The organism is Dickeya sp. NCPPB 3274 (assembly GCF_000406205.1).
In the GTDB taxonomy this organism is placed as follows: Bacteria; Pseudomonadota; Gammaproteobacteria; order Enterobacterales; family Enterobacteriaceae; genus Dickeya; species Dickeya fangzhongdai.
Genome location: NZ_CM001979.1, coordinates 3,628,696 through 3,655,451, shown reverse-complemented (window position 1 = coordinate 3,655,451; position 26,756 = coordinate 3,628,696). Strand labels below are relative to the sequence as shown.

Sequence of the window (26,756 nt, the reverse complement as noted above, 5' to 3'; positions counted from 1 at the left end):
CATGAAAGTAGTTGTTTCTAATGCAGCACGTGGACTTGATGGCTTGCGTATTGTGGAGATGGACGATCCGGGATTGCCAGGCTCGGGTGAAATCCGGGTCCGTATCCACGCCAGTTCGCTCAATTACCATGACCTCGGTGTCGTCAGTGGTCATATGCCGGTAGCGGATAACCGTATTCCCATGTCTGATGGAGCAGGTATCGTGGAGGCTGTCGGAGACGGCGTGACTGAATTTGCCGTGGGTGACCACGTGGTCTCAACGTTTTTCCCCCAATGGCTGGATGGAGTGCCCACCGTCGCAGGTTTTGCGACAACGCCGGGAGATGGTGTCGATGGCTTTGCGCGTGAATACGTCGTCATGCCAGCCACCGCTTTTACCCGCGCTCCTCTGGGTTACAGTCATGTTGAAGCGGCGACGCTGACCACCGCAGGCCTGACTGCCTGGCGTGCTCTGGTGGTTAATGGTCAGATCAAGGCTGGCGACAGCGTCCTCGTCATGGGTACGGGGGGCGTTTCAATCTTCGCGTTGCAGTTTGCCAAAGCGCTGGGCGCCACGGTCATTGCAACGTCGTCGTCCGATGAAAAGCTGGCCCGTGTGCAGCAGTTGGGAGCTGATCATCTGATCAACTACCGCAATGACCCCGAGTGGGGGACGAGCGTACAGGCCATCACCAATGGGCGAGGCGTTGATCACGTTATTGAAGTTGGCGGTGCCGGAACCTTAACGCAATCCATCCAGGCTGGGCGTGTCGGTGGGCATATTGCATTGATTGGCGTGTTGAGTGGCACTAACGGTGTGGTGCCGACTGCCGAGTTGCTGATTCGTCAGCAACGCCTGCAAGGGCTCATCGTTGGCAACCGTCAGCATCAACAGGATCTTGTGCGTGCGATTGACGTGATTGGCGTCAAGCCTGTCATCGATCGTACTTTCCCGCTGGCAAATATTGCCGATGCCTTCCGTTTGCAGCAGGCAGGCGGTCACTTTGGCAAGATTGTCCTTGAAATCTGATGGGCGTTACTGCAGTGAAACATTCGTTGATGAAAAAATGATCATCATCATGTCGTTTGCCAGCATGTTCAGTGGGGTAGCGCAAGCCGGTGAACCGCCGGCGTCGACAGTGTCTCCGTCAGTGAAAGCAAGTCAATCCGCTAGCAACAAGCAGCGCGTGGCCGATTATATGCATGCCTTGTTTGTCGAGCGGGATCTGGGGAAGGTTGAAACGTTCTGGGGTAAGGAAATGATCCAGCACAATCCCACGATGATTTAAGCCTGGTGTAGAGTCAGACATTGATAAACTCACGCTTTTCCATCAATGAGTCAACTTTATGGCTACCTTGTTTTCAGCAGAGTCCCTGCGGGGTATTACCAACTTTGTTATCGCGGCACAGTCCCGTAGTTTTACTGAAGCTGCCGAACACTTGGGCATTACCAAATCTGCGGTGGGAAAAAGCATCGCCCGGCTTGAAGAAAGACTGGGTACTCAGCTCTTTCACCGCTCCACGCGCAAGCTGAGCCTGACGAGTGACGGAGAGGCTTATCTGAAAAGTTGCCTGTCGGCGCTGGATATTCTGGATTCCGCTGAACACGCGCTGTGCAGAAAGCAGGAAGTTCCTGCAGGCTCGGTGCGTATAGACATGCCGGCCTCATTTGGCCGGAATCTGATGATGCCGGTGCTGCTGGATATTCTGGCCCGCTATCCTGCTCTGCGACTCATTCTTACTTTTAACGATCGGCTGATTGACCCGGTGGAGGAGGGGATTGACCTGACTCTGCGCCTGGGCGAACTGCAAAGTACCGATGAACTGGTTGCACGGCGTCTCAGCAGGCAGAGGCTCATTTTGTGCGCCGCGCCCGCCTATCTTGAACGTTACGGGGAACCTGCCGACGTAGAGTCCCTGAAAAAGCACAGTTGTATTATGGGATATCGGCGGGGCGCACCGCTTGCCTGGCGTTTCAGAGCTGAAGACCAGCGGGAAATTCGTTTCGTGTCAGCCACGGCCCATGAGATCAGCGACGGGGATGCGAAACTTCAGGCTTGCCTGGCCGGCGCGGGAATAGCTCAGTTCCCGGAGGCTATGGTTATCCGATCTCTTGAGCAGGGCCTTCTCGTTCCCCTCCTGGCTGAATACACTCCCGAGCCCGTCGAACTAAACATCGTCTGGCCCAGAACAAAACACCTTTTCCCAAAGATACGGCTTATCGTCGATGAGCTACTTAAAAAAGCTGAAGACGGACACTTCGGACCGTTAAGGTAGAACTCATGTCTACACTCAGGCGATTTTTGGGATGTTTATCACCTTTAGATAAACTTCTACTCTGTCATTTCCGTTGCTGCCTGCACCGACACGCCGGTTTACCGGTATGTCACCCCGCGTGTCGGTACAGGCAGTTTTTTTCTGAACAGGATATTTGTTATGCCATTAGCTCTTCTGGCTCTGGCGATAGGTGCATTCGGTATCGGAACGACTGAATTCATTATTGCCGGCCTGCTCCCCGTGATAGCCAAAGAATTTAGCGTAAGTATTCCCGTTGCCGGCAATCTGGCAACCGCCTATGCGCTGGGCGTGTTTGTTTTCGCCCCGGCACTGATTGTTCTGGGAGCCAAAGTACCGCGAAAAGCCATGCTCGTTTTTCTGATGCTGCTGTTTGTAACGGGCAACCTCGTCACCGCCTTTGCCCCTTCCATGAGCATGGCGATTCTGGGCAGGATTATCACCTCCATGACGCACGGCGCCTTCTTTGGTATTGGCTCAATTATCGCCGCAGACATGGTTGCGCCCTCTAAACGCGTCAGGGCCATCGCATTTATGTTTATGGGGCTGACGCTGGCTAACCTGATAGGCGTACCTGCCGGGACGTGGATTGGGCAGCACATTTCATGGCGTGACTCCTTTATGGTTATTGCTGTGATCGGGGCGATAACGGCTATCAGCGTGGTTACGCTTATTCCGCATCAGCCCCGGCCGGAGAACCAGAACTTTGCTCAGGAGTTTTATGCATTTCGTAACGTCAACGTGCTGCTGGCAATGGGGATCACCATTTTCGGACCGGGTGCTTTTTTCACCTCCGTCACCTACATCGCGCCGATGATGACAGAGCTGGCCGGATACCGTGAAAGCAACCTGGCCTGGCTGATGCTGCTCTTCGGTTTGGGGTTGTTTGTCGGCAACCAACTGGGCGGGCGATATGCCGATCGCGCCTTAATGCCCATGCTTTACGTAACGCTGGCGGCTCAGGCGGTCGTGCTGGCGATTTTTAATTTCAGCGTTCACAGCCAGATAATCTCTGCTGTCTGTATTTTTCTGATGGCGGCTTTCGGGTTCGCGACCGTTTCGCCTATCCAGAAACTGGTCATGGATAAAGCCAGAGCGGCAGGAGCGCCGACGCTCGCATCGGCCGTCAATATTGGGCTTTTCAACCTCGGGAACGCCGTTGGCGCATGGCTTGGCGGAGCCGTCATCGCCGCCGGGTTTGGTCTGCAGTCACCGAACTGGGCCGGCGCAGTGCTTTCCGCCATCGCGCTTATCCTTGCCGTTTTATCCGGCCTGACGGATAAAACAGGTCATACTGCCGAGCAGTACTGAAGACGCCGCCGGAATCGCTGCTCTGGCGGCGCTGACCCGGACGAGCGTTTTCACGACTGAAAAGGAGCTAACCATATGAAATACAGAGGCGTCGTTTACGATGTAGGTCTGCGGTTTGTTACCGGACATCCCTATTCAGTGGCGTCGTTTGATCCAGCGCTGGTGCGGTATGACATTAATGCCATTGCCGGTGAAATGCATGCTAATGCCATACGAATTGAAGGAGAAGAAACCGAGCGTCTGGCGATCGCATCCAGGATGGCACATGAAGCCGGACTTACCGTCTTTTTTAATCCCTGGAAGATGAATGTGCCGGTTGATGAGCTTCCTGCGTACTTCAGGGAAGCGGCACGGACGGCCGAGATCCTCAGAAAGGAGGGGCTGGATATTGTTTTGGTGTGTGGCTGTGAGATGACCCTGTTCAATCAGGGGATCTTTCCCGGCGAGACGGTGATGGAACGCGCGGCCTGGCTTGGAACGCAGTCCGCAAATAGTACCTCCTCTGAAGTAAATCATGAGATGGACCAAAAATCAGGGCTGTTGAATGAAGTCCTCAGATCCGTTGCCCGTGCTGTCAGAGACGTTTACGGCGGGCAAATGACGTATGCAGCCGGAAGCTGGGAGAATGTGGACTGGTCACGCTTTGATATAACCGGCGTCGACTATTACCGGTACGATGAATCAGCAGAGGAATACGTGGCAGGTCTGGCGTGTTACCGGACTAGCAAGCCGCTTGTGGTAATGGAGGTTGGCTGCTGCAGCTATGTGGGCGCGGCAGCAAAAGGCGCCGGGGGATTCATGCTTCTGGAAGGGCAGAATCCTGACGGTACCGGAAAGTTTGCAGGAGGCGTTGTTCCTGTGCGCAGTGAACAGGAGCAGGCAGATTATGTGGGAGAGCAACTGGCGCTGCTTAAAAACGCCGGTATTGAAGGCGTGTTCATCTATGTTTTCTCTTTCCCAACCTACCGTCTGGGCGAAGGCGCCACGGATATGGACATGATGAGTTTTTCACTGGTTAAAACTTTCCCGGAAGCCGACCCCCGCTCCAGGCGGATGCCGCCGTGGGCGCCCAAGAAGGCGTTTCATCGTATCGCCAGTATTTATCGAAACCTATGACGCCCCCTGCGTGGTCATTCACGCCGGGTAACAAACACAGTCATCTGATTTAAGACATGGTCGCGCTGAAGAATATTGGCGCGTATTGCATATCACCTGGCGCGGACTGCGAGTGTTCTGGCGCGTATTACGGGAGAGAATGTCCTCAGAATTTGCCGGCTAACACACGACGCCTGGCATGCATCACACTATGAGGAATTCATCATGCTCGACATCGATAAAACCAAACCCGTTATGGTGACCGGCGCAACGGGCTATGTCGCCGGCTGGCTCGTCAAACGTCTGCTGGAAGAAGGCGTCACCGTTCACGCCGCCGTGCGGGACCCTAACGATGTCCGGAAGATCGGGCATCTGAATGATATGGCGGCAGGCAAACCCGGTACGCTTCGCTTCTTCAAGGCGGACTTGCTTGAAGCGGGGTCGTATGCACAAGCCATGAAGGGATGCGGTATCGTGTTTCATACCGCATCCCCGTTTAAGCTCGACATTCGTAATCCCCAAAAGGAACTGGTTGATCCGGCCCGGCTTGGGACGCGAAACGTGCTGGAAACCGTCAACAACGTCGAGTCAGTCAGACGTGTTGTCCTGACCAGCAGTTGCGCGGCGATTTACGGCGATAATGCCGATATCGAAAAGACGCCGAATCACATTCTGACGGAGGAGGTCTGGAATACCAGTTCGTCGCTGGAACATGTTCCGTATTCTTATTCCAAAACCGTTGCCGAGCGTGAAGCCTGGGATATCGTCACAAAACAGGTGCGCTGGGATTTGGTTGTCATCAATCCAAGCCTGGTTATCGGCCCGGGGACCAATCCGCATGGCACCTCGGAGAGTTTCAATGTGGTGCGACAGTTGGGGAACGGGCGAATGAAAGCCGGTATTCCCGATATCGGCTGTGGCGTGGTTGATGTACGGGATCTGGCCGAAGCCCACCTGCGGGCGGCTTACCTGCCCGGCGCCAGGGGGCGGTTCATCATTTCCGGGCACAATACCTCGCTTCCTGAGGTTGCCCGCGCGCTGCTGCCGAAGTACCAGGCTTACCCCATTCCGCGCCGTATCCTGCCCAAATGGCTGGTCTGGCTGGTCGCCCCGCTGGCCGACAAGAGCACCACGCGCAAGTTCGTGTCCCGCAACGTTGGATATTCATGGCAGGCGGATAACGATAAGAGCGTTCGCGAGCTTATGATGGTTTACCGGCCGCTGCAGATATCGATTCAGGATATGTTTCAGCAGATGATCGATAGCCACCAGATTCCTGGGTATTAAGTGTCCGTTGTTTGGGGAGAGCAGAGATGAAACGCGCCACGCACTTTTATGTTCAGCCCGGCTGGCGATTGCTGATGTGTGATATGGGGTTTAATCCCGATCATGTGCTGCGTCTGGCCGGCCTTCCGGCGGACTTGCTTTCCCGTAAGGAGGCAAGCATCACCGCCGCACAATATTTTCAGTTGTGGCAAGCCCTTGAGGATTCGGCCGGGGCGGTTGCGTTGCCGCTCAAGGTTGGGCAGGCGATTTCCGTCGAAGCCTTCGATCCCCCGATTTTCGCAAGCCTGTGCAGCCCCAATCTCAATGTCGCTATGCAACGCCTTTCTGCGTTCAAGAGACTTGTCGGTCCGTTGATCCTGACGGTCGATATCGGCGAAGTACAGACATCCGTAACTCTGGAGTGCTACGGGAACGAGGGCCAGATTCCGAAAAGCCTGGCGCTCGGCGAGCTGGTCTTCATCACGCAACTGGTCAGGCTTGGCTCGCGTCATCGGGTGGTTCCGCGAGAGGTGATTCTGCCGGCCGTTCCTGAGCGCCTTGATGACTATGTCGATTATTTTGGTGTGTTGCCGCGCAAAGGGGCGGCGATCTGCGTCTCTTTTTCGCATCAGGATGGCGTTCGGCCGTTTCTTACCGAGAACGAGCCGATGTGGAAGCATTTCGAACCCGGTTTACGCAAGCGGTTGTCGTCTCTGGACGCGATGGCGACGATGCGCGACCGCGTCAAGGCGATGCTGCTTGAAAGTTTGCCAGCCGGAGAGTACTCGATCGACGTCGTGGCAAAACGTCTGGCGGTCAGCCGCCGCTCGTTGCAGCGGCAACTGAGCGAGGAATCGACCAGTTTCACCGAAGTTCTGAACCTCACCCGCCAGCAACTGGCGCAGCACTACCTCGGTCACCTTAGCATTTCGCAAGGCGAAATTGCCTTTCTGCTTGGATTTCGGGATACCAATTCGTTTATCCGCGCCTTCAAGGTGTGGACTGGCGTGCCCCCGGGGGAGTATCGGTATCGCGTGGCTGCCGGCGCGATGAAGAATGCTTGATTACAGCCCGGTTGCACGTCAACGGCAACCGGGATGACATCGCGTCTGACGGGGTTCGACGGTTTTCTCGCATAGCCGCGTCGCCCCGATTTAAGACTGTCGGAAACAGATTATTTCTCGATCAGGCTGGGGATGAGGACGTTCGGATTGACATCCTCAGCGTAATCCACCCCGTCAATATTAAAACCAAACAGCCGCAGAAATTCTTCTTTATAACCGGCAAAGTCGGTGACCTGATAAAGATTATCGGCAGTCACATTGTGCCAGTGTTGGTTGACGTAAGCCTGAATGTCCGCGGCCAGTTCTTTATAGTCGGTACGCAGACGGCCTTCGGCGTCAATAACCGGGGCGGCGCTATACAGCGAATCGCTGAAAAGCCCGTAAATCTGTTCGATACATCCCTCATGCGTTCCCTTTTCTTTCATCACTTTGAAAAGTAATGACAAGTAAAGCGGCATGATGGGGATCGCCGAGCTGGCCTGGGTAACGACGGCCTTCAATACGGATACGTAGGCATCCCCTCCGATATCAGCTAGCGTTTCTCTGATATTTAATACTTTTTTATCCAGGTCTTTTTTAGCGGCGCCAATGGAGCCATTCCAGTAGATGGCATGCGTGATGTCAGCGCCAAGATAGGTAAACGCCGTTGTTTTGGCGCCATGTGCCAATACGCCGGCATCATTGAGCGCGCTTATCCACATTTGCCAGTCTTCGCCCCCCATTACCGCTACCGTATTCTCGATCTCTTCCGCGGTTGCCGCTTCGAGCGCGAATTCTTTTACCAGTTCTTTGTCGGTATCAATTCCCGGTAAACGAATGTCGGTTCCGATCGGTTTTAACACGGATGAATAGACCTGGCCGGTTTTGGGGTGGGTGCGTCTGGGCGCGGCGAGGCTGTAAATCACCAAATCGACCTGGCCGAGGTCACGTTTAATGGTGTCGATGGTTAGCGTCTTTATCTCATCAGAAAACGCATCCCCGTTGATGCTTTTGGCATAAAGCCCTTTCTCGTGGGCAAACTTTTCAAACGCGGCGGTGTTATACCACCCTGCGGTTCCCGGTTTACTCTCGCTTCCCGGGCGTTCAAATGCGATGCCGAGGGTGTCCGCGCCGGCGCCAAACGCGGCGGTGATGCGCGCCGCCAGGCCATATCCGGTAGAGGCGCCGATAATCAGCACCTTCTTGGGGCCATTCGAGACAGGATTATTGGCGGTGACATAATCGATTTGCTGTTTGACGTTGGCTTCGCATCCAGCGGGATGGGCGGTAATGCAGATGAAACCTTTAATCCGTGGTTTGATAACCATAGATGTTCTCCTGAGTAATTTAGATATTGTCTTATCACTAAAAAAGAAACCGACAGTCGTCATGCCTACAGCATGGCGATAAACAGGGGTTCTTTATTTTGGTAATGGGCATAAACGGTTGATTTGAAAACATGCGCCTTGCGCTGGCTCATGTCTGTCGTGGCGGCGCTGAAACCATAGGTCAGGAATATTTTGCGTGCGGCTTCCAGAACTTTCCACGCTTTAGGACGACGCTCGCCGTGATTGGCCCGTGTATTAACGCCATGTGGATTGGCTGCATCGGTTTGCATACTGGGGGTTTCCATTCTGCCCTCTCAGAGCGTTGAACACGGATAATTGACCACGGACAGTTGAACATGACTCGCTGAACACGGAATTTCCGGATCGTACCGTACCGTTTAGTTCGATTCAATGCACGCCGTGCCATAGCGAGGCGCGGAGGCGATGCCATCCTCTGCTGTTGTGGTTAGACAGCGCGGCGCGATAGGCTTAATCTGCTTTAATTCCCTTGCGTTTCATGGAGAAACCCCATCAATGCACTACCTCAAAGTCGTGGGCTTGGTTTTTATCGGCGTGTTGATCCTGTCGTTTGGACAAAGCCTGGCTCAGGCCACGTGGGGCACAGAACGATTGTCCGGAAAAAGCATCTGGGCGTCGCGGCGCGATTCGGCCGGCGTGGCGCCGGATCCAGCGGCCTTACGCGATACCGCGATCGTGCAGGTTTATACTGCGCCCACCTACGGCTGGCGCGGGCTGGTGGCGGTTCATCCCTGGATCATCGTCAAACAAGCCGGGGAAACCCGCTACCAGCGTTACGAGGTGATCGGCTGGGGCGGCGATGATGTAATTCGCCGTAACTATACCGTCCCTGACGGGTTCTGGTTCGGTTCAACGCCGCGGTTGCTGGTTGAACACCGCGGGGCGAGCGCGGCAGAGATGATCCCGAAGATAGAAGCGGCGATCAAAAGCTACCCCTGGCCGCACACCTATCACGCCTGGCCCGGCCCCAACAGTAATACGTTTATGGCGCATATCGGCCGGGAAGTGCCGGAACTAAAACTGGATCTGCCAGCCAACGCCATCGGTAAGGATTTTCGGGCGTTAACGCATCCGGTCGGGTTGCCGCCCTCGGGAAGAGGCGTGCAGGTGTCGCTGCTGGGCGTACTGGGCCTGACGCTGGGCGTGGAGGAGGGCGTTGAAGTCAACATTCTGGGGGCCAGCCTGGGGGTGGATTTCAACCCGCCGGCGCTGCGTCTGCCGTTTATCGGCCGCCTGGGGTATGACAATACCAAAACGCACGAAGGGTGACAGCCATGCCTGACCTCGAATGTATACCACGGGTAATAAAATGGATACATTCGCGTAAAATGTACCCACGGGTAAAATGTATCCACGGGTAAAGTGTGGATACATTCGCGTTCAGTTCCCACTCGGCATACGTATCAGGACGCTTTTTTAGGGGTACTTAATCTCTGTCCCCCCAACCATTTCAATGATTTTGTTACGGTCATCCTTACCTGCCGACGTGTAGTAGCGGTCAGCAAACCAGCGCTGCTTACCAGTACCATGCGCAAATTCCTGTGTGACTTCCGCATCGTTTTTCATTACCCCATTGATGACGATGCCCAGACTGACGCAAATACCATCGGGCACCTGACTGCCGGCGCGGGGGGGTAATCCATGAGTACGATAAATGATCCTGCAATTTGCGAGGCCGTTGGGGTTAAATTGCGAGACGGTGACGCCAGTGGCGGCTCCCCGATTAACCAGTCTTTGCAGCACCGCTTCATACCCTGCGTGCCACATGTTGACGTTATGGGATATTGGGGTCAGATAGGCGGCGTGGTTGCTTTGCCCGCCGCATTCGCCATTGACCAAATGGCCCTGAATCCAGATTGAGTTGTCCGGAGCGGGGTTTGCAGGCATCCAGCCGTTTAGACCGGAGGGATTGTTCCAGTCCGGGGGGACTAAACTGGCCTGATTGACATAAATCAGTTGTCCCCAGGTTCCATAGTGATTAATGACGGGGCCAAACTGGTAGCTATGTACGCCGCCGCCCAGATTGCTACCAAACGCCTGGCCTGATTGATCCGCCCAGCCGTTGATATTGCCATTATCCATCACATTATCAGCATCACCGGTATACCAGCCATTGATTGGCATTGTTTACTCCATAACACCTAAGGTGTGAATTGTGGATTGGAGCTGTGACTCTATCGGCGAACGGGGGAAGAAACCTGGGCGGGATGAGGGACAATAGCGCGGTATTTATTTTCTTCGCTTTATTATTACCCGATGGTTTTATACCGACTCCACGCGGGCGCGAGCCAATAAAAAATCACTTTTAATGAATAACTAAGCGTTGGCTTATAGATCTGGATCATCTTTTCCCAAAGGCAACGCGACTATGTTGGTCATTCCGCTCCGTCGAACGTGATGTGAATCGGGGCGGAAAACCACAGAATTCAATCGCCACAGGGAGGGAACATGCTGGATCATTTGAGTATTCCGGTGTCGGATCTGCGTCGTAGCCGGCGGTTTTATGAACAGGCGTTAAAGCCATTAGGGTATGAGCAGGTCAAAGACATGAAATTCGCCGTTAGCTTCGGCGTGTTGATGGGGTACGGCCAGTCTTCCGATCCTGGCGGCGAATTCTGGATTTTTCAGGGCGAGGTGGCGTCGCGTCCGCCGGTGCATTTTGCCTTCAGCGCAGAATCAAGAGCGGAGGTGGATGCGTTTTTCGCCGCGGCGGTGGCGGCGGGCGGCGAGGATAACGGCCAGCCCGGCGTGCGGGCCACATACCATCCTGATTACTACGCCGCCTTTGTGCGCGACCCGGACGGTTACAACATCGAAGCGGTGTATCACCGCGCGCCGTAACGGACAGACGGCCTGCCGCAGGCTACCCCGGTCAAAACCGTGACGGGAAGGGGGAGACGTTCCCTCTTCCCAAAAGCGGATTTCCCAAAAACGGATTCCCCAAAAAACGAAAGATCAGGCGCGGTCGATGTGGATGGCAAAGCCGCTACGGTCGGGCTGGATGTCCGGTTTCAGCGTTAATGCCGGGATAGCATAGTCGCCGGCATTCTGTTGCCGAAAACGTATCGGTTCGTCGCGCCACAGCATATCCAGACGCTGTTTCAGCACATCGCAGGTTTGCGCGTAGCGCGCGTCATCCATCCGGCTGGTGTGGTAGACCACAAACGGCGGCATCACCTCAAAGCCTGGGTAATACAACACGCCGTGCTGGATGGGAAACAGCAAATCGTCGATCGGCCCATTGATGCCGCGCGGAGCGTAGTGCGATTCCCAGCCGCCGGTGGTGACCAGCAACATGGCGCGCTTGCCTTGCATTGATCCCTCCCCGTAGCGATCCCCCCAGTGTGTTTCCGAATGTTCCCCGACGCCATAGGCAAAACCGTAGGCGTATACCCGGTCGATCCAGCCTTTGAGAATCGCGGGCATGGTGAACCACCACAGCGGGAATTGCAGAATGACGGTATCGGCCCAACGCAGTTTGTCCTGCTCGCGGGCGATATCCGGCGACTGTGTCCCCCGAGTAAACGCCCGCTGTGAATCCAGCGACGGGTTGAACGGGGCATCCGCCTGCCGGTCGGTGTTATCGAAGGCATCCAGCGTGGTTTTCCACTGCATGGCGTACAGATCGGATACCTGAACCTGATGACCGGTGTTTTCCAGATGGCTGACGACCACATTTTTCAGCGAGCCGTTGAGCGAGCGAGGTTCGGGGTGGGCATAAACCAGTAAAACTTTCATCACATCGTCTCCTTGTTGACAGAAGCACAGCATAGGAGGCGGTCTGTTATAGTTGAAATGAATGTTCATTATATCAGGCATAGTCATGAACAATATCAGAAGACTGGATCTGAATCTGCTGCTGACGCTGGACGCGCTGCTGGCGGAACATCACGTTACCCGCGCGGCGCGGCGACTGAACCTATCGCAGCCGTCGGTGAGCGTACAACTGGCCCGGCTGCGGGAGATTTTCGACGATCCCCTGTTGCTGCCCGGCCCCAGAGGCATGAAGCCGACCGCCAGGGCCGATGAACTGCGGGAACCGCTGCGACAGGCGCTGGAGTCGCTGGAGCACGCCATTGCGCCTTCCGCGGCTTTCGACCCGGCAACCGCCGATAATACGTGGCGGGTGTCCGCATTCGATTACGGCGAGTCGACTATTTTGCTGCCGGCGCTGAGCCAGCTACGCCGCGAGGCGCCGCATACCCGGCTGGCGATTCTGGAAACGCCGCCGTCCGCCATGTTGCGGCTAATGGAACAGGGCGATATCGATCTGGCGCTGCACACCAGCGACATGGCGCCGTCGGGAATGCGTCGCCGGATACTGTTCCGGGAACACTATGTGCTGGCCGGCAGGGCCGGGCACCCGCATCTGGCCCATCCGCTGACGCTGGACCAGTTCAGCCGGCTTGAGCACGTGATGGTATCGCCGGACGGCGGCGGCTTTCACGGCGCAACGGATGGAGCGCTGGCGGCGATAGGGCTGGCGCGTAAGGTGGTGCTATCGGTGCCGCACTTCCTGTTTATGATATCGGTGCTGGCGACCACCGATCTGGTGGCGATGCTGCCGTCCCGGCTGCTGCGCGACCAGCCCGGCCTGCAGGTTGCCGCGGCGCCGATCGAGATTCCGGGGTTTGAAATGGCGATGTACTGGCATGAGCGCTGGCACCGCGATCGCGCGCATCAATGGCTGCGGGGGCTGATTGCCCAGGCGGTGGCGTGAACACCCGTTTCAGGCACGAGGCTCAGGGGACGACGGCGCCGATTTTTGCCGGGCAAGATGACTAAGCTGGCTGATGCCCGCCGCTGCGAACAGCGCTACGGCGCCGCAAACGATCGCCATCGATACGGCATGGCTGGATGCCTGCAAGGCGCTGGTCAGCAGCGGGCCGATAATTTGCCCGACGCCGTAGGTAAGGGTGACCAGTCCGAGCATATTGATGCTATGCGGCGCGTGCAGCCTGCGCGCCAGCGGCATCACCAGCGACGTGGTGCCCATGAAGGTAGCGCCAAAGCCGAGGCCGCTGATGATCAGCAGCGGAGAGTCGCTAAACAGCGTCAGCAGTACGCATCCGCCCTGAACCAGCAAATTGGCGGACAGACAAGGCAAGGTGCCCCAGCGGCGGGCCGCCCACAGCCAGAAAAAGCAGCCGGGAACGACCGACAGCCCGACCAGCGACCATAAATGCGCCGCGAGCAGCGACGCGCCCTGCGTTTTCACCATCAGCGGCAGATAGGTCGCCACGATGATGTAGCCAAACCCCGCCAGTCCGTACAGCGTCGCCAGTTGCCACCAGCTCAGCGCCGGGTCGGTTGGCGGCGGCGCGGTGTGCCGGGCGGCGCTGTCCGCCTGACGGGGATAGAGCAGCCACAGCAGCAACAATAGCGCGACGGACAACAGACCTGCGCCCCACCATAACCCGCTGGCGGTCAGCCCTTGTTTCAGGCCGATAATCACATATTCGTTGCCGAACAGAATGCCGACGCCGACCCCGGCATACAGCGAGGCGATCACCCGGCTGTCGTGCGTGTGTTGCAAAACCAGCATCGAGCCGAAGATCATCGCCGCCGCGCTGGCGACGCCGGCCAGAAAGCGAATCACCACCGCCAGCATCACCGGCAGGTCGAGCGCCATAGCGAAAATCAACACGCCGGTGGCCGCCGCGCCGATGAACAGCATCAACGCCGGATGAGATGTCCGCCCCAGACGGCTGAACGAAAACAGCAGACTGCCGAACAGGTAGCCCGCGTAGTTGGCGCTGGCGATATAGGAAAGCTGGCTGAAGGTGAACCGGTTTTCGCTGATCATTACCGGCAGCAAAGCGGTAAACAGAAAGCGGCCAATGCCCATGCCCAGCGTCAGTATGGTCATGCCGAACAGCGCGGCTTTCAGCCGTTGCCCGGCGCTCATGTGCGGTGTGGTATCCATCAGGTAGCGGCAGTGAAGGGTGGTAAATAAAAAGTAAATGCAATGTTGAACAAAGGCAAACGCAAGTGCAGGAAGGGCGCGATGGGAGCGAACATCTTTCGCCAACAGGTAATTTATGCATGAGAGGCCGGTAATAATAATTCACGTAGTCATGACGTGAATTGTCGGGATTCCCCGGTTTTCCTGGCTTTATGCTGACAGATAACGATGTGACGGAGATATTATGAATTTAATTATCATTATCGTTTTGGTGTGAATATCGTGCAGTGAGTCGGTGGGAATATTCTAATTTTTAAATTTGTGCATTATCACTAATAAATGGTCCGAGTGAAAAATATAGTGATGTATTGTGAATGCAACGCATTAAATGTAAGCCGATTCGTTAATCATCTTTGGTGGAAATATAGGTTGTCACTGTCTATAGTCTATTTTTTAAATTGTGAGCATTATAATTAATAGCGTGTTCCCATAAATAACATTCGTTGACATCTATGATTTCGTAAACTACCATCCCCGGCGAATTATAGTTTTTCATGTTTCATTCTTTTATTTCAATAAAAGGAATTATCAGTTGAAAAACTTTTATGATAGTAAGAATATTCAGTTCTGGGATGAGCTGGCCCGAATTCATTCCGGGCAATCCGATTATGATATTGGCAATTATGACCCGTGGCGATATCAGCTAAAAGATATCGAATTGTCTGAACTAGGCGATTTACATAATAAAAAAGTACTTCATCTGCAATGTCATATTGGCTTGGATAGCTTTGCCCTTGAAATAATGGGAGCGGAGGTTACCGCAATTGATTATTCAGCGGAAGCTATTGAAACCGCGAATGCAATAAAACGTAAATTTGGTCTTAAATCTAATTTTTATTGTGCCAGTGTCTATGACATTTCCGCGCTGAACCTGGGCGAATTCGATCTGGTTTTTACCTCTTACGGCGTTTTGGTCTGGCTTCAGCACTTAAATTTGTGGGCGACCGCTATCGCTTCACACCTGAAACCCGGCGGTGAATTACTGCTGATTGACGAGCATCCGGTCGCCAAAATGTTCAGTAATCCTCATCAGGATAATGCACCGCTTGATAGCAATGCCTTATTCTCCCCCATTCAGTCTGGCGCGCCTGTAAAAGCAAATTATAAATACTCTTACGCCAATGACCATCGCCAGATAGAGAACCAGGAGCAATATGTCTGGTTTCATAGCCTTTCTGAAATTATCACCAGTCTGACCAACGAGAGCTTGTGTATAACGGCTTTCCGGGAATTCGATAAAGGTTTCTACAAAGCATTTTCTCAACTATCGCAGCATGAAGACGGCTGGTGGCGCTTCAATAATGGGCTTTCAGCTATTCCGTTGACGTTTTTATTGCGGGCAAAAAAGCATTAGAAAAAAGGATGGTTATGCAAGAGCTAATTTTAGCAGTAAATCTTCCGGTACTGGCTGATGGAACAGTAACTTACGATGGCAATGTGGTACTGGCGACCCGGGACAAAGTGATTACCGCCATTGCAGAGGAGCGGGTTTCAAGGAAAAAGTATGATGGCCGGGTAACCTGTGCCGTCCGGGAAATTCTGCAACGCAATAAACTGGCGCTGAGTGATATTTCCGCTATCTCCGTCGTTAGCTTTGGGCAGCCGATGAATGGCGCGCATGGGCTTGACGGCAAGCTTAAACAGGAGATCGACGCGTTATTTCCGGGGTTTGATAACATTCACGCCGTGACGTCGCATCATTCGGCTCATGCGTTAAGCGCGGTCAGCCAGACGGATGTCAAACGCGCCTTGATCGTGGTGGCCGACCATACGGGGAATCTTATTGGCGAAAGAGCCGATGCGGTGGTGCTGGAAAATAATGCGGCGGAGCAAGTCAGCTATTATTTGTACGAGAATAATGATTTGACCCTCCTCGCTCAGGATAATGCGCAACCTTGCGATCAGGGATATGGCCGGTTTTATGGCGATATTACCTGTTATCTGGGGTTTGACAGTTATCGGGAGTCGGGCAAAACCATGGGGCTGGCCTCTTTCGGCGATCCGGCGGTATTTTCAAGCTATTCGCCGTTTATTGAAACGCCGGCCGGAGAAATATCCGCGCTGAAAGATGAACGCTATGCCGATGATTGCACCAAGGACCTGAAGGCATGGTTTAAAAAGCAGGGCCTGGATATTCCGGAGCGGCGCCGTAAAGGGGAAGTTATTCGTCCGTTTGATATGCATCTGGCGGCCTGGGCGCAAGATCAGCTGCAAAAATCGATTATTCGGCGGGCGAAGGCACTGATTGAGCAATACCACATCGATACGTTGTGCGTCGCGGGCGGCGTAGCCATGAATTCCGTGATGAACCGTAAACTGGAAGAGGAATTGGGCATTGCGGTTTACGTACCGCCTTCTCCGGGAGATGCCGGCCTGGCGCTGGGCGCCGCCGCGGAATATTTCTGGAAGAAAGATCGCCGGGTTCCCCAATTTGAGAGTTCCCCTTATCTGGGGCCGGTTTATTCCGAAGCGGATATTGCCGGTAGTCTGCGTGCCTGTGACGATGAATTCAGCATCCAACGTGTTAGTGAACCGGAATATCAGGCCGCTCGTCTGATTGCGGAAGGAAAAATTATCGGCTGGTTCCAGGATCGCAGTGAATACGGGCCACGAGCGTTGGGCAACCGCAGTATTCTTGCTTCTCCTTCCAATAGCTGGACGAAGGAAATCCTCAACAGTCAGATAAAATTGCGCGAATGGTTTCGCCCTTATGCTCCCGTGGTGCTGGAAGAAGCCGCCGATAAGTATTTCGATATGCTGTCGCCGGTCCCTTACATGATGAAAGTCGCGCCGGTGAAAACTCAGGCCAAAGTCGATATGCCCGCCTGTATTCATGTCGACGGCACGGCCAGATTGCAGACCGTCTCTGCTGAATCCAATAAAAAGTTCTACCAGCTAATTAAGGCGCTGGGGAACCTGACCGGCGTGCCTGTGGTGCTCAATACCAGTTTTAATCTGGCCGGAATGCCGATCGTTGAATCGCCGGATGATGCTATTGACTGTTTCAGGCATGCCGTTGGTATGGATGCCTTGTTTATCGGCAATTATCTGCTGGAAAAGAAACAGAACCATTAATGCAAGGATTTGAGCGACTATCTTATGTTGACGAATAATAGCGTTGTCAATTTGCTGCTAATCGGGTTCGGGCCTCACGCCAAAAGAATATATTATCCGCTGCTGGAGGCATCCGGTGATGATCCCGCATTAAACTTATGCGCCGCGGTGGATTTTATTTCAGCAAAGCGGGGGATAGAGGCGTATCTTGCGGGCAAACGGCTACAGCCGGAAATCCTTTATTTTAATGACAGTGATAACAGCCAGACTGAATTAGGCGCCGATGTCAGAAAACGTCTGGATGACGTGGTGAGAAAATACGCGATTAATGGCGTGATCATCGCCACCGAGCCGCTGGCCCATACGCCGTATGCCCGCTGGGCGCTGGAGTCCGGTTTGTCTGTTCTGATGGATAAACCGATTTCATCTTATGAAGGTATTTCCACCTCAATTGAGAAATCGATAAAGATTGCCGAAGATTATCATGCGCTGAATACCCTGTATCAAAAACAGCGGCGTGATAATTCTTGTCAGGTGTTTTCTCTCATGGCGCAGCGGCGCTATCAGACGTCGTTTAATCTGATCAAGCGTTATATTGCCGAGTGCTTTGCACAGACCCATTGCCCGGTAACCAATGTGCAGACCTTTCATTCGGACGGTCAGTGGCGTATGCCGACGGAAATGGTGGAGCAGCATTACCATCCTTACAATCAGGGGTATGGAAAATGCTCGCACAGCGGTTATCACTATTTCGATATTGTGCCTTTTGTACTGGAAGCCGGATTTGGCGAAGGCAAACAGTTCGATAATATTGACGTCTTCTCGATGGCGATCCGGCCGGATGATGTGCTCAGCCAACTGGCGCTCGATGATTATCGTGCGCTGTTTGGGCAACGTCGCTTCGACGAATCCAACCATTATGATGAAAAACAGTTGGGGCTGTTGCTGGGAACATTTGGCGAAGTGGATTGCAGCAGCAATATCTGTTTTAAATGCGGCGACAGGACGCTGACCGCGGCGTCCATTAACCTGTGCCATAACGGCTATTCGCAGCGAAACTGGGTAACGGCGGCGGGAAGGGATCTCTATAAAGGCAATGGCCGCGTTTCTCATGAATCACATATTTTTCAGCAAGGGCCGTTCCAGTCGATTCACTTTCATTCCTATAAATCGGATGAGTTGCCCAGCGATGAGTCGGGCGAGCGGCATCATGTCGGCACGAAAGAGCATCTGGAAATCTATATTTTCCGCAATGACAAAATGCTTGGCGGAAAACATGTCGAAGTGTTCGATATCGACGACATTATTGCGATGGAAGGCGGACGAAAAGGATTGAAAGGAAAATCCAAAGCCAAGGCGTTTTATGAGTTCATTGCCGGCATGCGGGGCGAGATTGCGGCGGGCGATATGGTGTCTGATTTCAGTAAACATGAGGTGGGCGCGATGCTGACGTCGGCGATTTACCAGTCGATCAGCCATCGCTACCATCGGCTGAATCCGTTGATTAATCGTCGTTTCAAAAGCCGGGAAGCGGTTCGACGGGCAGCGGCGCTCGTACCGTGATGGGGTTGAAAAAAGAGCGTATGGGGTTGGAAAAAGGGAATATGGGGTTGCAAAAAGGAAGTATGGGGTTGCAAAAAGGGAATATGGGGCGAGTCGCCGGCCTGTTTCCGTTGGTGATCGCCGCGCCGCTGGGGCTGGATATTTGCCTCCCCGGCGTGCCGCTGATGTCCCGTGAACTGGGCAGTATGCCGGGGATGACGCAATGGATTATCAGCGGATTCGTGCTGTGTTTGAGCCTCAGCCAGCTTTTCTTCGGGCCGCTGGTCGACCGCCTCGGCGCGCAATGCGTTTTGCTGTGCGGCAGCCTGGTTTACGCGCTGGGTGCAATCGGCGTGTATTTTACCGATACGATCGCCTGGTTCATCGCGCTGCGATTGGTGCAGGGATGCGGGGCCGGCGCGATGGCGGTTGCCGCGTCGGCCAGCGTGCCGCTGCGCTTTCAGGGCGCGGTCATCGGGAAGGTCTTCAGCCTGCTTAACGGCGTGATAAGCCTGGTTCCGGTGCTGGCGCCGGTGATAGGCGGATTGCTGATCGTACACTATGGCTGGCGTTCCAGCTTTTATGCGCTGGGCGTCTTCGCGCTGCTGTGCGGTGTACTGGTGTTGTGGAAACCGCTGCCGGCTGCGTGCGGCAGGGCGCGAGATGGCGCGCCGTCCCCGGCACCGTCGTTAAGCGTTTTCTCCGGCTATCTGACTGTTTTTCGGCACCCCGAGTTTCGGTTGGGATGTTTTGCCGCCAGCTTCGGTTTCGCCACGCAACTGATTTTCTTTTCCAGTTCACCCATCGTACTGATCGAGACGTTGCATATCCCGGTGGATCAATTTGGATACTATTTTGCCGTTAACGCTCTGGCTATCACCGGCGGAAGCCTGCTGACCGCCCGGTTGCTGGGGCGAGTGAAAGAGACCGTGATTCTGTATGGCGGTGCCGTGCTGATTTTACTGGCCATGAGCGGCTTTATTCTGACGGTTCATGTGCTGACCGTGTCGGTCTGGCCTTATCTTCTTTCAGCCACGCTGGGTAGCCTGGGGTTCGCCGTACTGATTGCGACCGGGGCGGCGGTGGCGCTGTCTCCGTTCAAGTCGCTGGCCGGACAGGCCTCCGCGTTGATGGCGGCGATACAGATGTCGTTCTCTTCGCTGGTTGCCTGGGCCGTCATGAACAACTGGCGCGATGATTGGTCGCCGATGATTGCCGCCTATTTTCTGTTGGCCGCGGCGCTGCTGCTGCAACTGCAAGCTTACCGGATGACGCGTGTCAGACGGCATCAGTCGGAGCCGACGGTTCTCGAAAAGTCTTCCCCGAATTCGAATTGAGCCCCGCCGGCGTCATGTCCGGCATGGGGGTGATATATGGCATCGGGATGATATATGGGATTGGAGTGAGGTATGGCTTGCCGTTTCGATGAGGTTATCGATTTTTCACATTCTCATTTATTGAAATGGGAATACCCTTCTCCGTATCTGCCGCACCCCGCCTCACGGCCGCCGCTGCCTTTGTGGATTGCGGATATGGATTTTAGGTGCCCGGATGAAGTGCAACAGGCGCTGCACGACGCTGTCAGCCAGGGCGTTTTTGGCTATACGCGAGCCAGCGAAACCCTGTTTGACGCCATTATCCAATGGCAGTTGCATCATCATGGCTGGCGAATTCATGAAGACTGGATTGTGCAAAGTCCGGGGGTGGTGAACAGCCTGAGCATGATTGTGCAGACGTTTACCCAGCCGGGGAGGGGGTGGCTGATCCAGCCGCCGGTTTACGGGCCGTTTTATCACAGCGTAACGATGAACGACCGTCAGGTGGTGACGGCGCCGCTCACCGAAACGGCATCAGGGTATACGCTGGATCTTGATGCCTTTGAACAGGCGATCACGCCGACGACGCGGCTGTTTTTTTTATGTAACCCGCACAACCCGACCGGACATGTCTGGAGCCGGGACGAGCTGCTGGCGATGGGCAACATCTGCCGGCGTCATGGCGTGATGGTCGTTTCCGATGAAATTCATCAGGATTTGATCATTAATCCGGCGAAACGGCATCAGCCGTTTGCCGGCATTAACGACGAATTCGCCGACCACAGCATCACCTGCACATCGCCGAGTAAAACCTTCAATCTGGCGGGATTACATACTTCCAATCTGTTCATTCCCAATAAGACGATACGCGACGCGCTGAAACGAACCTATGCGCGTTGTTCATTATATATCCCCAATATGCTGGGGCTGGCGGCCTGCGAAGCGGCTTACCGTCATGGCGGACCGTGGTTGTCCGCGTTGCTGGACTATTTGCGCGATAACCGGGCGTTGTTGCGGGCAAGCCTTGGCCCGGGCTCACCGGTCCGGCTGGTCGACGCCGATGCGCTCTATCTTGGCTGGCTGGATTTTCGGGAAAGCGGTATTGCGCCGGCCGATTTACAGGCGACTTTGCTTAACCGGGCCGGGCTGTGGCTGGATGATGGCGCGAAATTCGGCGCGGCGTACGCCGGGTTTGCCCGGATTAATTTTGCCTGCCGACGCGCCCTGCTGGATTCCGCGCTGGCGAAATTAGCCGATATGTTTACGGCGAGGGGGGAAACAGGAGGGCCGGTATAGCGAGGCACGGCATGGTGAGGGGGTGACCTATCGCCGTCGGCGTCGTTTTTTCCGCCATTGACCTTTTTAGCCAATGCTTCCAATAATGGCGTTCGTTGACTCGGGGTGCCGCTTTCCTGTCATTGAAAACGGCTGAGATATACCCGTATTACCTGATCTGGATTATGCCAGCGTAGGGAAGTCACGGTATCCCGCCGGTACCGCCTTCTTTCACGCCGGTTGGGAGGTTTATGAACGCTCGACCTGTACTTTTCCCTGCCGCGTCCGTCGCGGATTCCCTTGATGCTTTCCGTTTGCGCGCGCCGCTGGTGCACTGCCTCACCAATGAGGTGGTGCAGGGGTTTACCGCTAATGTGCTGCTGGCGCTGGGCGCCTCGCCTGCGATGGTGGTGGACGTGGGCGAAGCGGCGCAGTTTAGTGCGCTGGCCGATGGTTTACTGATTAATCTGGGCACGCTTGAAGCCGATCGCGCGCAGGCGATGCGCGCGGCGGTCGCCAGCGCCATCGAGGCCGGTACGCCGTGGGTGCTGGACCCGGTAGCGGTGGGCGGCCTGCGCTTTCGCACCGAGTTTGCTGTTGAACTGCTGGCGATGAAGCCGGCGGCGATCCGCGGCAACGCCTCCGAAGTCATGGCGCTGGCCGGCGAACGCTCGGCCGGGCGCGGGGTGGACAGCGGCAACGATGTGCTGGCGGCGCTGCCTTCAGCCGTTACGCTGGCGCGCCGCTGGGCCACCTGCGTGGCGGTAACCGGCGAGGTGGATTACGTGACCGACGGCGACCGGGTGCTGGCCGTACCCGGCGGCGATCCGCTGATGACGCGGGTGGTCGGCACCGGGTGCGCGCTGTCGGCGGTGGTGGCCGGTTTCTGCGCGCTGGAGGGTGACCGACTCAATCATGTCGCCGCCGCCTGTGCGGTAATGTCGCGTTGCGGGCAGCAGGCCGCGGCGCAGGCGCGCGGGCCGGGGAGTTTCATCCCCGCGTTTCTGGATGCGCTCTATACCCTGAACCGGGAGGCGCTGGCATGAAACGTCTTAACGCGCTGACTATCGCCGGCACCGACCCGAGCGGCGGCGCCGGTATCCAGGCCGACCTGAAAACGTTCTCGGCGCTGGGCGCTTACGGCACCAGCGTGATTACCGCGTTGGTGGCGCAGAATACGCGCGGCGTGCAGTCGGTCTATCGCATTGAACCGGCGTTTGTCGCCGCCCAGCTGGATTCGGTACTGAGCGATATCCGTATCGATAGCGCCAAAATCGGCATGCTGGCGCAGACGGATATCGTGGAAGCGGTGGCGGACCGGCTGCAGCGTTACCCGGTGCCGTATGTAGTGCTGGACACGGTGATGCTGGCGAAAAGCGGCGATCCGCTGCTGGCGCCGGAAGCGGTGGCGGCGGTGCGACAGCTGCTGCTGCCGCGGGTGTCGCTGATTACCCCCAATCTGCCGGAAGCGGCGGCGCTGTTGCAATGCGCGCCCGCCGACGATGAACGGGGCATGCGTCGGCAGGGGGACGCGCTGCTGGCGATGGGCTGCCAGGCGGTGCTGATGAAAGGCGGTCACCTGAGCGATAGCGAAAGCCCGGACTGGCTGTTCATGCCGGATGCGGAACCGGTGCGGCTGAGCGCGCCGCGCGTCAACACCCGGCATACGCACGGTACCGGCTGCACACTGTCGGCGGCGCTGGCGGCGTTGCGCCCGCGTTATGACAACTGGCCGGATACCCTGTCCGCCGCGCGGGCGTATCTGCAAGGCGCGCTGGAACAGGCGGATTCGCTGGAGGTCGGCCACGGCATCGGCCCGGTACACCATTTTCATCGCTGGTGGTAAATGTCATCTATCGATACAAGCTATAAGAAAATCAGATAAATAGTAAAAAATATTGCATAGACAGCCCATCCATGACCCGGTAGTTTTGTGATCTACGTCAGATTATTGCCTGCGGCTGGGGCTACCGATCACCGGATTTTGGGGTGATGTTTTTTCTGAATGGTCGTTTTTCTCTGAGTGAGATTGTTGAGGAGATACTCATGGCGGGTTCAGCGCGTGCGGTCATGATTGCCAAAGGGCTGCAGACCATACTCAATTGCGGCCTGTTGGTGCTGGCGGTGATTCTGGTTATCTTTCTGGGCAAGGAAACCTGGCATCTGGCTACGGTACTGTTGGTCAGCAATGAGAAAGAATCGTCTTACATGCTGATCGAAAGCCTGGTGATTTATTTTCTCTACTTCGAGTTTCTGGCGCTGATCGTGAAGTATTTCCTGTCCGGCTATCACTTCCCGCTGCGCTATTTTATCTACATCGGCATTACCGCCATCGTGCGGCTGATCATCGTCGACCATAAAAACCCGGCGGATACCTTCACCTACGCCGGGGCGATTCTGATACTGGTGATCACGCTCTATCTGGTCAACAGCCCGCGCCTGAAGCGGGAATAACCAGAAAAGAAAAAGCCAGCTCAAGGGAGATTGAGCTGGCCAAGGAGGTGGTTCCTAGTAGCATAACTACGCTTATTTTTCGTTTTGTATTTTCTCAGCGCTGCAATAGTAACCAGTTAGCCAGGCCATTGATGTGATCTGATTCTAAAAAATGTCACAATTGGCACCATACTGTCACTTTTTTGTTATTTCGCGTGCGGGTTGCGGGTGTTGGTACCCGGCAGATTACGCAGCAGCAACGCGTATTCCAGCGCGATGTCGTCCGGCACCGGCAGATACACCGTATGGCCGTCGCCCGGCGCGACATCGATCGCCTGGCCTTTCGTGTTGAACAGGGTCTCGATAGTGAACTGGACGTTGCCGCCCGGCGTCATCATTTCTACGCTGTCGCCGCGGGAGAACTTGTTCTTGACCGCCACTTCCGCCAGCCCGTCGCGCCGCTCGCCGGTAAACTCCCCGACAAACTGCTGCTGGTCCGACACCGAGTAACCGTAGTCGTAATTCTGGTAATCCTCGTGGACGTGACGGCGCAGGAAGCCTTCGGTGTAACCGCGGTGCGCCAGCCCTTCCAGCGTTTGCAGCAGCGTCGGGTCGAACGGCTTGCCCGCTGCGGCATCGTCAATGGCGCGACGATACACCTGCGCGGTGCGGGCGCAATAGTAGAACGATTTGGTGCGGCCTTCGATTTTCAGTGACGCGACCTGCATCTTGGTCAGGCGTTCCACGTGCTGAATGGCGCGCAGGTCGCGCGAGTTCATGATGTAGGTGCCGTGTTCGTCTTCAAACGCGCTCATGTATTCACCCGGACGCTGCTTCTCTTCCAGCATGAAGACCTTGTCGGTAGGCGCGCCGATGCCCAGCGTCGGTTCCACCTGCGCGGCGTCGAGCTGCGTGACGGCAATCGGCTCGTGGATGTGCACGATGTTGCCCACCGTGTCTTCTTTGCCTTCCTGCACGTTGTATTCCCAGCGGCAGGCGTTGGTGCAAGTGCCCTGATTCGGGTCGCGCTTATTGATATAACCGGACAGCAGGCAGCGGCCGGAATAGGCCATGCACAGCGCGCCGTGGACGAAGATTTCCAGTTCCATTTCCGGCACCTGGGTGTGGATTTCCTCGATTTCCTCCAGCGACAGTTCGCGTGACAGAATCACCCGGCTCAACCCCATCTGCTGCCAGAATTTCACCGTCGCCCAGTTTACCGCGTTGGCCTGTACCGACAGGTGGATCGGCATCTGCGGGAAGTTTTCCCGCACCAGCATGATCAAACCCGGGTCGGACATGATCAGCGCATCCGGCTTCATCTCGACCACCGGTTGCAGGTCGCGCAGGAAGGTTTTCAGCTTGGCGTTATGGGGTGCGATGTTAACCACCACGTAGAATTTTTTGCCCAGCGCGTGGGCTTCGCTGATGGCTTGCGCCAGCGTCTGGTGGTTGAATTCGTTGTTGCGCACGCGCAGGCTGTAGCGGGGCTGGCCGGCATAAATCGCATCAGCGCCATAGGCAAAGGCGTAACGCATATTTTTCAGCGTACCGGCCGGAGAGAGTAATTCCGGTTTGAACATGGTGTTTTCTCAAGTCTGATCACAGGTCAGGCTGTTCCCGGGCGGGAACAGTAAAGGCGGCAGATTCTAACGCCAACGGCGGGAAAAATCAGTAGTCAGCTTACAAAAAGTAAGCCTATTGGCGCGCCGGGCTGTCGACGGCCGGACAACAGCCCGGCCGTTTACGGCGTCAGGCGGTACGGATACCGGCGGATGGGCCCGCCAGTTCGCGCTGGTGCGGGCGTTCGAAGTCCACCTGCGGCCCTTTCGCGATGATAGCGGTGGGGTTGAGCCAACGGATGCTGTAGTAACCGGCTTTGATGTGATCCAGCTTGACCGTTTCTTTGACTCCCGGCCACTGATACAGCTCGCGCAGATAACCCGAGAGGTGCGGGTAATCCTCCAGACGGCGGATGTTGCATTTGAACGCGCCGTGGTAAGCGGCGTCGAAACGCACCAGCGTCACGAACAGCCGCCAGTCGGCTTCGGTCAGCGTATCGCCCGCCAGATAGCGGTGGTCAGCCAGATGCGCTTCCACCGTATCCAGCGAGGCAAACAGATTGGTTACCGCCTGGTCGTAATGCGCCTGGGTTTTGGCGAAGCCGGTTTTGTACACGCCGTTGTTGATGTTGTCGTAAATCAGGCTGTTCCAGCGGTCGATTTCCGGTTGCAGCGCCGCCGGGTAAAAGTCCAGCCGATTGCCGGTCAGATCATTGAAGGCGTGGTTGAGCAGGCGAATGATTTCCGACGATTCATTATTCACGATACGGCCTTCTTTGCGGTCCCACAGCACCGGTACCGAGACTTTACCGGTGTAGTGCGCATCGCTGGCGGTGTAGAGCTGGTGCAGATAACGCACTGGCGCCACTTTGTCGCCGGCATCCTGCGGGGTACTGAATTCCCAACCCTGTTCGCCGATGCAGGGTTCCGCCACCGACAGCTGAATCACGTCCTGCAGGGCTTTCAGGTTACGGTAGATCAGCGTGCGGGATGCCCACGGGCAAAGGTACGAGACGAACAGTTGATACCGTCCGGCTTCCGGCACCAGCGACGTTGCACGAAACATCGTTTCCTGACGGTGAAATGCGCCGCCTTTGATTTCTTCGGCCGCTACCTCGCCATCGACCCACTTGCCATTCACTAATCCCGACATGCTTACCCTCATCATGATTATTATGTTCAATGATTATGCTAGCAGCCAAACGCCAGAGAGAAAATTGCAAATTTTTAACCGAGTCGGACAGTTTCTTTGA

General features: G+C 55.6%; 25 protein-coding genes and 1 riboswitch. Of the genes, 18 read left to right on the top strand and 7 right to left on the bottom strand.

Annotation, left to right across the window (positions count from 1 at the left end):
* Position 1: 1 nt before the first annotated feature.
* The 7 genes from DXX3274_RS16275 to DXX3274_RS16245 all read left to right on the top strand — a co-directional run bounded on the left by DXX3274_RS16275 (position 2) and on the right by DXX3274_RS16245 (position 7,010).
* Positions 2-1,009, top strand: coding sequence for an NAD(P)-dependent alcohol dehydrogenase (locus DXX3274_RS16275; RefSeq protein ID WP_042860674.1), 1,008 nt, complete (start codon positions 2-4; stop codon positions 1,007-1,009).
* Positions 999-1,268 carry a hypothetical protein gene (locus DXX3274_RS16270; protein ID WP_042860673.1) on the top strand — a complete coding sequence of 90 codons (270 nt, stop codon included), beginning with the start codon at positions 999-1,001 and terminating at the stop codon, positions 1,266-1,268. Before DXX3274_RS16275 ends, DXX3274_RS16270 begins: the two co-directional genes overlap by 11 nt.
* Before the next feature lie 58 nt (positions 1,269-1,326).
* Positions 1,327-2,256 carry a LysR family transcriptional regulator gene (locus tag DXX3274_RS16265; RefSeq protein ID WP_042860672.1) on the top strand — a complete coding sequence of 310 codons (930 nt, stop codon included), beginning with the start codon at positions 1,327-1,329 and terminating at the stop codon, positions 2,254-2,256.
* A gap of 159 nt (positions 2,257-2,415) precedes the next feature.
* Positions 2,416-3,585 carry an MFS transporter gene (locus DXX3274_RS16260; protein ID WP_042860671.1) on the top strand — a complete coding sequence of 390 codons (1,170 nt, stop codon included), beginning with the start codon at positions 2,416-2,418 and terminating at the stop codon, positions 3,583-3,585.
* A gap of 75 nt (positions 3,586-3,660) precedes the next feature.
* Complete coding sequence (locus tag DXX3274_RS16255; RefSeq protein WP_042860669.1) at positions 3,661-4,701, top strand: hypothetical protein; 1,041 nt, start codon at positions 3,661-3,663, stop codon at positions 4,699-4,701.
* Positions 4,702-4,905: 204 nt separating this feature from the next.
* Positions 4,906-5,967, top strand: coding sequence for an NAD-dependent epimerase/dehydratase family protein (locus DXX3274_RS16250; RefSeq protein WP_042860668.1), 1,062 nt, complete (start codon positions 4,906-4,908; stop codon positions 5,965-5,967).
* A gap of 26 nt (positions 5,968-5,993) precedes the next feature.
* Positions 5,994-7,010 (top strand): AraC family transcriptional regulator, encoded by a 1,017-nt coding sequence (locus DXX3274_RS16245; protein WP_042860667.1) that lies wholly within the window; start codon positions 5,994-5,996, stop codon positions 7,008-7,010.
* Positions 7,011-7,120: 110 nt separating this feature from the next.
* Here DXX3274_RS16245 and fabV read toward each other — a convergent pair whose 3' ends face one another.
* Both fabV and DXX3274_RS16235 read right to left on the bottom strand, forming a co-directional pair.
* The gene (gene fabV / locus DXX3274_RS16240; protein WP_042860665.1) at positions 7,121-8,317 is read right to left on the bottom strand and encodes an enoyl-ACP reductase FabV; all 1,197 of its coding nucleotides are present in this window, start codon (positions 8,315-8,317) and stop codon (positions 7,121-7,123) included.
* A 65-nt stretch (positions 8,318-8,382) separates the two neighbouring features.
* Positions 8,383-8,607, bottom strand: coding sequence for a TetR/AcrR family transcriptional regulator (locus DXX3274_RS16235; RefSeq protein ID WP_042860663.1), 225 nt, complete (start codon positions 8,605-8,607; stop codon positions 8,383-8,385).
* Between the two features lie 244 nt (positions 8,608-8,851).
* Here DXX3274_RS16235 and DXX3274_RS16230 point away from each other — a divergent pair, with 244 nt between their 5' ends.
* Positions 8,852-9,625 carry a DUF3750 domain-containing protein gene (locus DXX3274_RS16230; protein ID WP_042860662.1) on the top strand — a complete coding sequence of 258 codons (774 nt, stop codon included), beginning with the start codon at positions 8,852-8,854 and terminating at the stop codon, positions 9,623-9,625.
* Between the two features lie 147 nt (positions 9,626-9,772).
* Here the strand turns inward: DXX3274_RS16230 and DXX3274_RS16225 are convergent, their stop codons facing one another.
* Complete coding sequence (locus tag DXX3274_RS16225) at positions 9,773-10,480, bottom strand: hypothetical protein (RefSeq protein ID WP_042860661.1); 708 nt, start codon at positions 10,478-10,480, stop codon at positions 9,773-9,775.
* Between the two features lie 324 nt (positions 10,481-10,804).
* On the opposite strand from DXX3274_RS16225, the gene DXX3274_RS16220 reads away from it, so the two are divergent.
* On the top strand, positions 10,805-11,197 hold the full coding sequence (locus DXX3274_RS16220; RefSeq protein ID WP_042860660.1) for a VOC family protein: 393 nt from the start codon (positions 10,805-10,807) through the stop codon (positions 11,195-11,197).
* 114 nt (positions 11,198-11,311) lie between these two features.
* Here the strand turns inward: DXX3274_RS16220 and DXX3274_RS16215 are convergent, their stop codons facing one another.
* Entirely contained in the window at positions 11,312-12,094 is a 783-nt protein-coding gene (locus DXX3274_RS16215) for an NAD(P)H-dependent oxidoreductase (protein ID WP_042860659.1), read from the bottom strand.
* A gap of 85 nt (positions 12,095-12,179) precedes the next feature.
* Here DXX3274_RS16215 and DXX3274_RS16210 point away from each other — a divergent pair, with 85 nt between their 5' ends.
* Positions 12,180-13,076: a LysR family transcriptional regulator gene (locus tag DXX3274_RS16210; RefSeq protein ID WP_042860658.1), complete on the top strand. Its 897-nt coding sequence runs from the start codon at positions 12,180-12,182 to the stop codon at positions 13,074-13,076.
* A 9-nt stretch (positions 13,077-13,085) separates the two neighbouring features.
* Here the strand turns inward: DXX3274_RS16210 and DXX3274_RS16205 are convergent, their stop codons facing one another.
* Positions 13,086-14,282 (bottom strand): MFS transporter, encoded by a 1,197-nt coding sequence (locus tag DXX3274_RS16205; RefSeq protein ID WP_050569895.1) that lies wholly within the window; start codon positions 14,280-14,282, stop codon positions 13,086-13,088.
* Between the two features lie 571 nt (positions 14,283-14,853).
* Between DXX3274_RS16205 and DXX3274_RS16200 the strand changes: the two genes are divergently transcribed.
* From DXX3274_RS16200 to psiE, 8 genes are all read left to right on the top strand, one after another.
* Positions 14,854-15,675, top strand: coding sequence for a bifunctional 2-polyprenyl-6-hydroxyphenol methylase/3-demethylubiquinol 3-O-methyltransferase UbiG (locus DXX3274_RS16200; RefSeq protein WP_042860657.1), 822 nt, complete (start codon positions 14,854-14,856; stop codon positions 15,673-15,675).
* 14 nt (positions 15,676-15,689) lie between these two features.
* Positions 15,690-17,396, top strand: a complete 1,707-nt coding sequence (locus tag DXX3274_RS16195) for a carbamoyltransferase C-terminal domain-containing protein (RefSeq protein WP_193747041.1) — start codon at positions 15,690-15,692, stop codon at positions 17,394-17,396.
* A 147-nt stretch (positions 17,397-17,543) separates the two neighbouring features.
* Positions 17,544-18,938 carry a Gfo/Idh/MocA family oxidoreductase gene (locus DXX3274_RS16190; RefSeq protein ID WP_238556053.1) on the top strand — a complete coding sequence of 465 codons (1,395 nt, stop codon included), beginning with the start codon at positions 17,544-17,546 and terminating at the stop codon, positions 18,936-18,938.
* Positions 18,938-20,254: a multidrug effflux MFS transporter gene (locus DXX3274_RS16185; protein ID WP_042860655.1), complete on the top strand. Its 1,317-nt coding sequence runs from the start codon at positions 18,938-18,940 to the stop codon at positions 20,252-20,254. Before DXX3274_RS16190 ends, DXX3274_RS16185 begins: the two co-directional genes overlap by 1 nt.
* 72 nt (positions 20,255-20,326) lie before the next feature.
* Positions 20,327-21,529: a MalY/PatB family protein gene (locus tag DXX3274_RS16180; protein ID WP_042860653.1), complete on the top strand. Its 1,203-nt coding sequence runs from the start codon at positions 20,327-20,329 to the stop codon at positions 21,527-21,529.
* Positions 21,530-21,620: 91 nt separating this feature from the next.
* Positions 21,621-21,725: riboswitch (TPP riboswitch) on the top strand.
* Positions 21,726-21,759: 34 nt separating this feature from the next.
* Positions 21,760-22,554 (top strand): hydroxyethylthiazole kinase, encoded by a 795-nt coding sequence (gene thiM, locus DXX3274_RS16175; RefSeq protein ID WP_042860652.1) that lies wholly within the window; start codon positions 21,760-21,762, stop codon positions 22,552-22,554.
* The gene (thiD, locus tag DXX3274_RS16170; protein WP_042860651.1) at positions 22,551-23,354 is read left to right on the top strand and encodes a bifunctional hydroxymethylpyrimidine kinase/phosphomethylpyrimidine kinase; all 804 of its coding nucleotides are present in this window, start codon (positions 22,551-22,553) and stop codon (positions 23,352-23,354) included. The genes thiM and thiD overlap by 4 nt, the downstream gene beginning before the upstream one ends.
* A gap of 200 nt (positions 23,355-23,554) precedes the next feature.
* Entirely contained in the window at positions 23,555-23,962 is a 408-nt protein-coding gene (gene psiE / locus DXX3274_RS16165) for a phosphate-starvation-inducible protein PsiE (protein WP_042860650.1), read from the top strand.
* Between the two features lie 185 nt (positions 23,963-24,147).
* On the opposite strand, the gene yegQ is transcribed toward psiE, so the two are convergent.
* Positions 24,148-25,524, bottom strand: coding sequence for a tRNA 5-hydroxyuridine modification protein YegQ (yegQ, locus tag DXX3274_RS16160; RefSeq protein WP_042860649.1), 1,377 nt, complete (start codon positions 25,522-25,524; stop codon positions 24,148-24,150).
* 169 nt (positions 25,525-25,693) lie between these two features.
* Positions 25,694-26,656: a glutathione S-transferase family protein gene (locus DXX3274_RS16155; RefSeq protein WP_042860647.1), complete on the bottom strand. Its 963-nt coding sequence runs from the start codon at positions 26,654-26,656 to the stop codon at positions 25,694-25,696.
* Between the last annotated feature and the right edge of the window lie 100 nt (positions 26,657-26,756).

What these genes read in the sequence shown, in the direction of transcription:
- DXX3274_RS16275 (WP_042860674.1), top strand. Translation starts at nt 2, where the DNA reads ATGAAAGTAGTTGTTTCTAATGCAGCACGTGGACTTGATGGCTTGCGT.
- DXX3274_RS16265 (WP_042860672.1), top strand. Translation starts at nt 1,327, where the DNA reads ATGGCTACCTTGTTTTCAGCAGAGTCCCTGCGGGGTATTACCAACTTT.
- DXX3274_RS16260 (WP_042860671.1), top strand. Translation starts at nt 2,416, where the DNA reads ATGCCATTAGCTCTTCTGGCTCTGGCGATAGGTGCATTCGGTATCGGA.
- DXX3274_RS16255 (WP_042860669.1), top strand. Translation starts at nt 3,661, where the DNA reads ATGAAATACAGAGGCGTCGTTTACGATGTAGGTCTGCGGTTTGTTACC.
- DXX3274_RS16250 (WP_042860668.1), top strand. Translation starts at nt 4,906, where the DNA reads ATGCTCGACATCGATAAAACCAAACCCGTTATGGTGACCGGCGCAACG.
- DXX3274_RS16245 (WP_042860667.1), top strand. Translation starts at nt 5,994, where the DNA reads ATGAAACGCGCCACGCACTTTTATGTTCAGCCCGGCTGGCGATTGCTG.
- fabV (WP_042860665.1), bottom strand. Translation starts at nt 8,317, where the DNA reads ATGGTTATCAAACCACGGATTAAAGGTTTCATCTGCATTACCGCCCAT.
- DXX3274_RS16235 (WP_042860663.1), bottom strand. Translation starts at nt 8,607, where the DNA reads ATGCAAACCGATGCAGCCAATCCACATGGCGTTAATACACGGGCCAAT.
- DXX3274_RS16230 (WP_042860662.1), top strand. Translation starts at nt 8,852, where the DNA reads ATGCACTACCTCAAAGTCGTGGGCTTGGTTTTTATCGGCGTGTTGATC.
- DXX3274_RS16225 (WP_042860661.1), bottom strand. Translation starts at nt 10,480, where the DNA reads ATGCCAATCAATGGCTGGTATACCGGTGATGCTGATAATGTGATGGAT.
- DXX3274_RS16220 (WP_042860660.1), top strand. Translation starts at nt 10,805, where the DNA reads ATGCTGGATCATTTGAGTATTCCGGTGTCGGATCTGCGTCGTAGCCGG.
- DXX3274_RS16215 (WP_042860659.1), bottom strand. Translation starts at nt 12,094, where the DNA reads ATGAAAGTTTTACTGGTTTATGCCCACCCCGAACCTCGCTCGCTCAAC.
- DXX3274_RS16210 (WP_042860658.1), top strand. Translation starts at nt 12,180, where the DNA reads ATGAACAATATCAGAAGACTGGATCTGAATCTGCTGCTGACGCTGGAC.
- DXX3274_RS16205 (WP_050569895.1), bottom strand. Translation starts at nt 14,282, where the DNA reads ATGGATACCACACCGCACATGAGCGCCGGGCAACGGCTGAAAGCCGCG.
- DXX3274_RS16195 (WP_193747041.1), top strand. Translation starts at nt 15,690, where the DNA reads ATGCAAGAGCTAATTTTAGCAGTAAATCTTCCGGTACTGGCTGATGGA.
- DXX3274_RS16185 (WP_042860655.1), top strand. Translation starts at nt 18,938, where the DNA reads ATGGGGTTGAAAAAAGAGCGTATGGGGTTGGAAAAAGGGAATATGGGG.
- DXX3274_RS16180 (WP_042860653.1), top strand. Translation starts at nt 20,327, where the DNA reads ATGGCTTGCCGTTTCGATGAGGTTATCGATTTTTCACATTCTCATTTA.
- thiM (WP_042860652.1), top strand. Translation starts at nt 21,760, where the DNA reads ATGAACGCTCGACCTGTACTTTTCCCTGCCGCGTCCGTCGCGGATTCC.
- thiD (WP_042860651.1), top strand. Translation starts at nt 22,551, where the DNA reads ATGAAACGTCTTAACGCGCTGACTATCGCCGGCACCGACCCGAGCGGC.
- psiE (WP_042860650.1), top strand. Translation starts at nt 23,555, where the DNA reads ATGGCGGGTTCAGCGCGTGCGGTCATGATTGCCAAAGGGCTGCAGACC.
- yegQ (WP_042860649.1), bottom strand. Translation starts at nt 25,524, where the DNA reads ATGTTCAAACCGGAATTACTCTCTCCGGCCGGTACGCTGAAAAATATG.
- DXX3274_RS16155 (WP_042860647.1), bottom strand. Translation starts at nt 26,656, where the DNA reads ATGTCGGGATTAGTGAATGGCAAGTGGGTCGATGGCGAGGTAGCGGCC.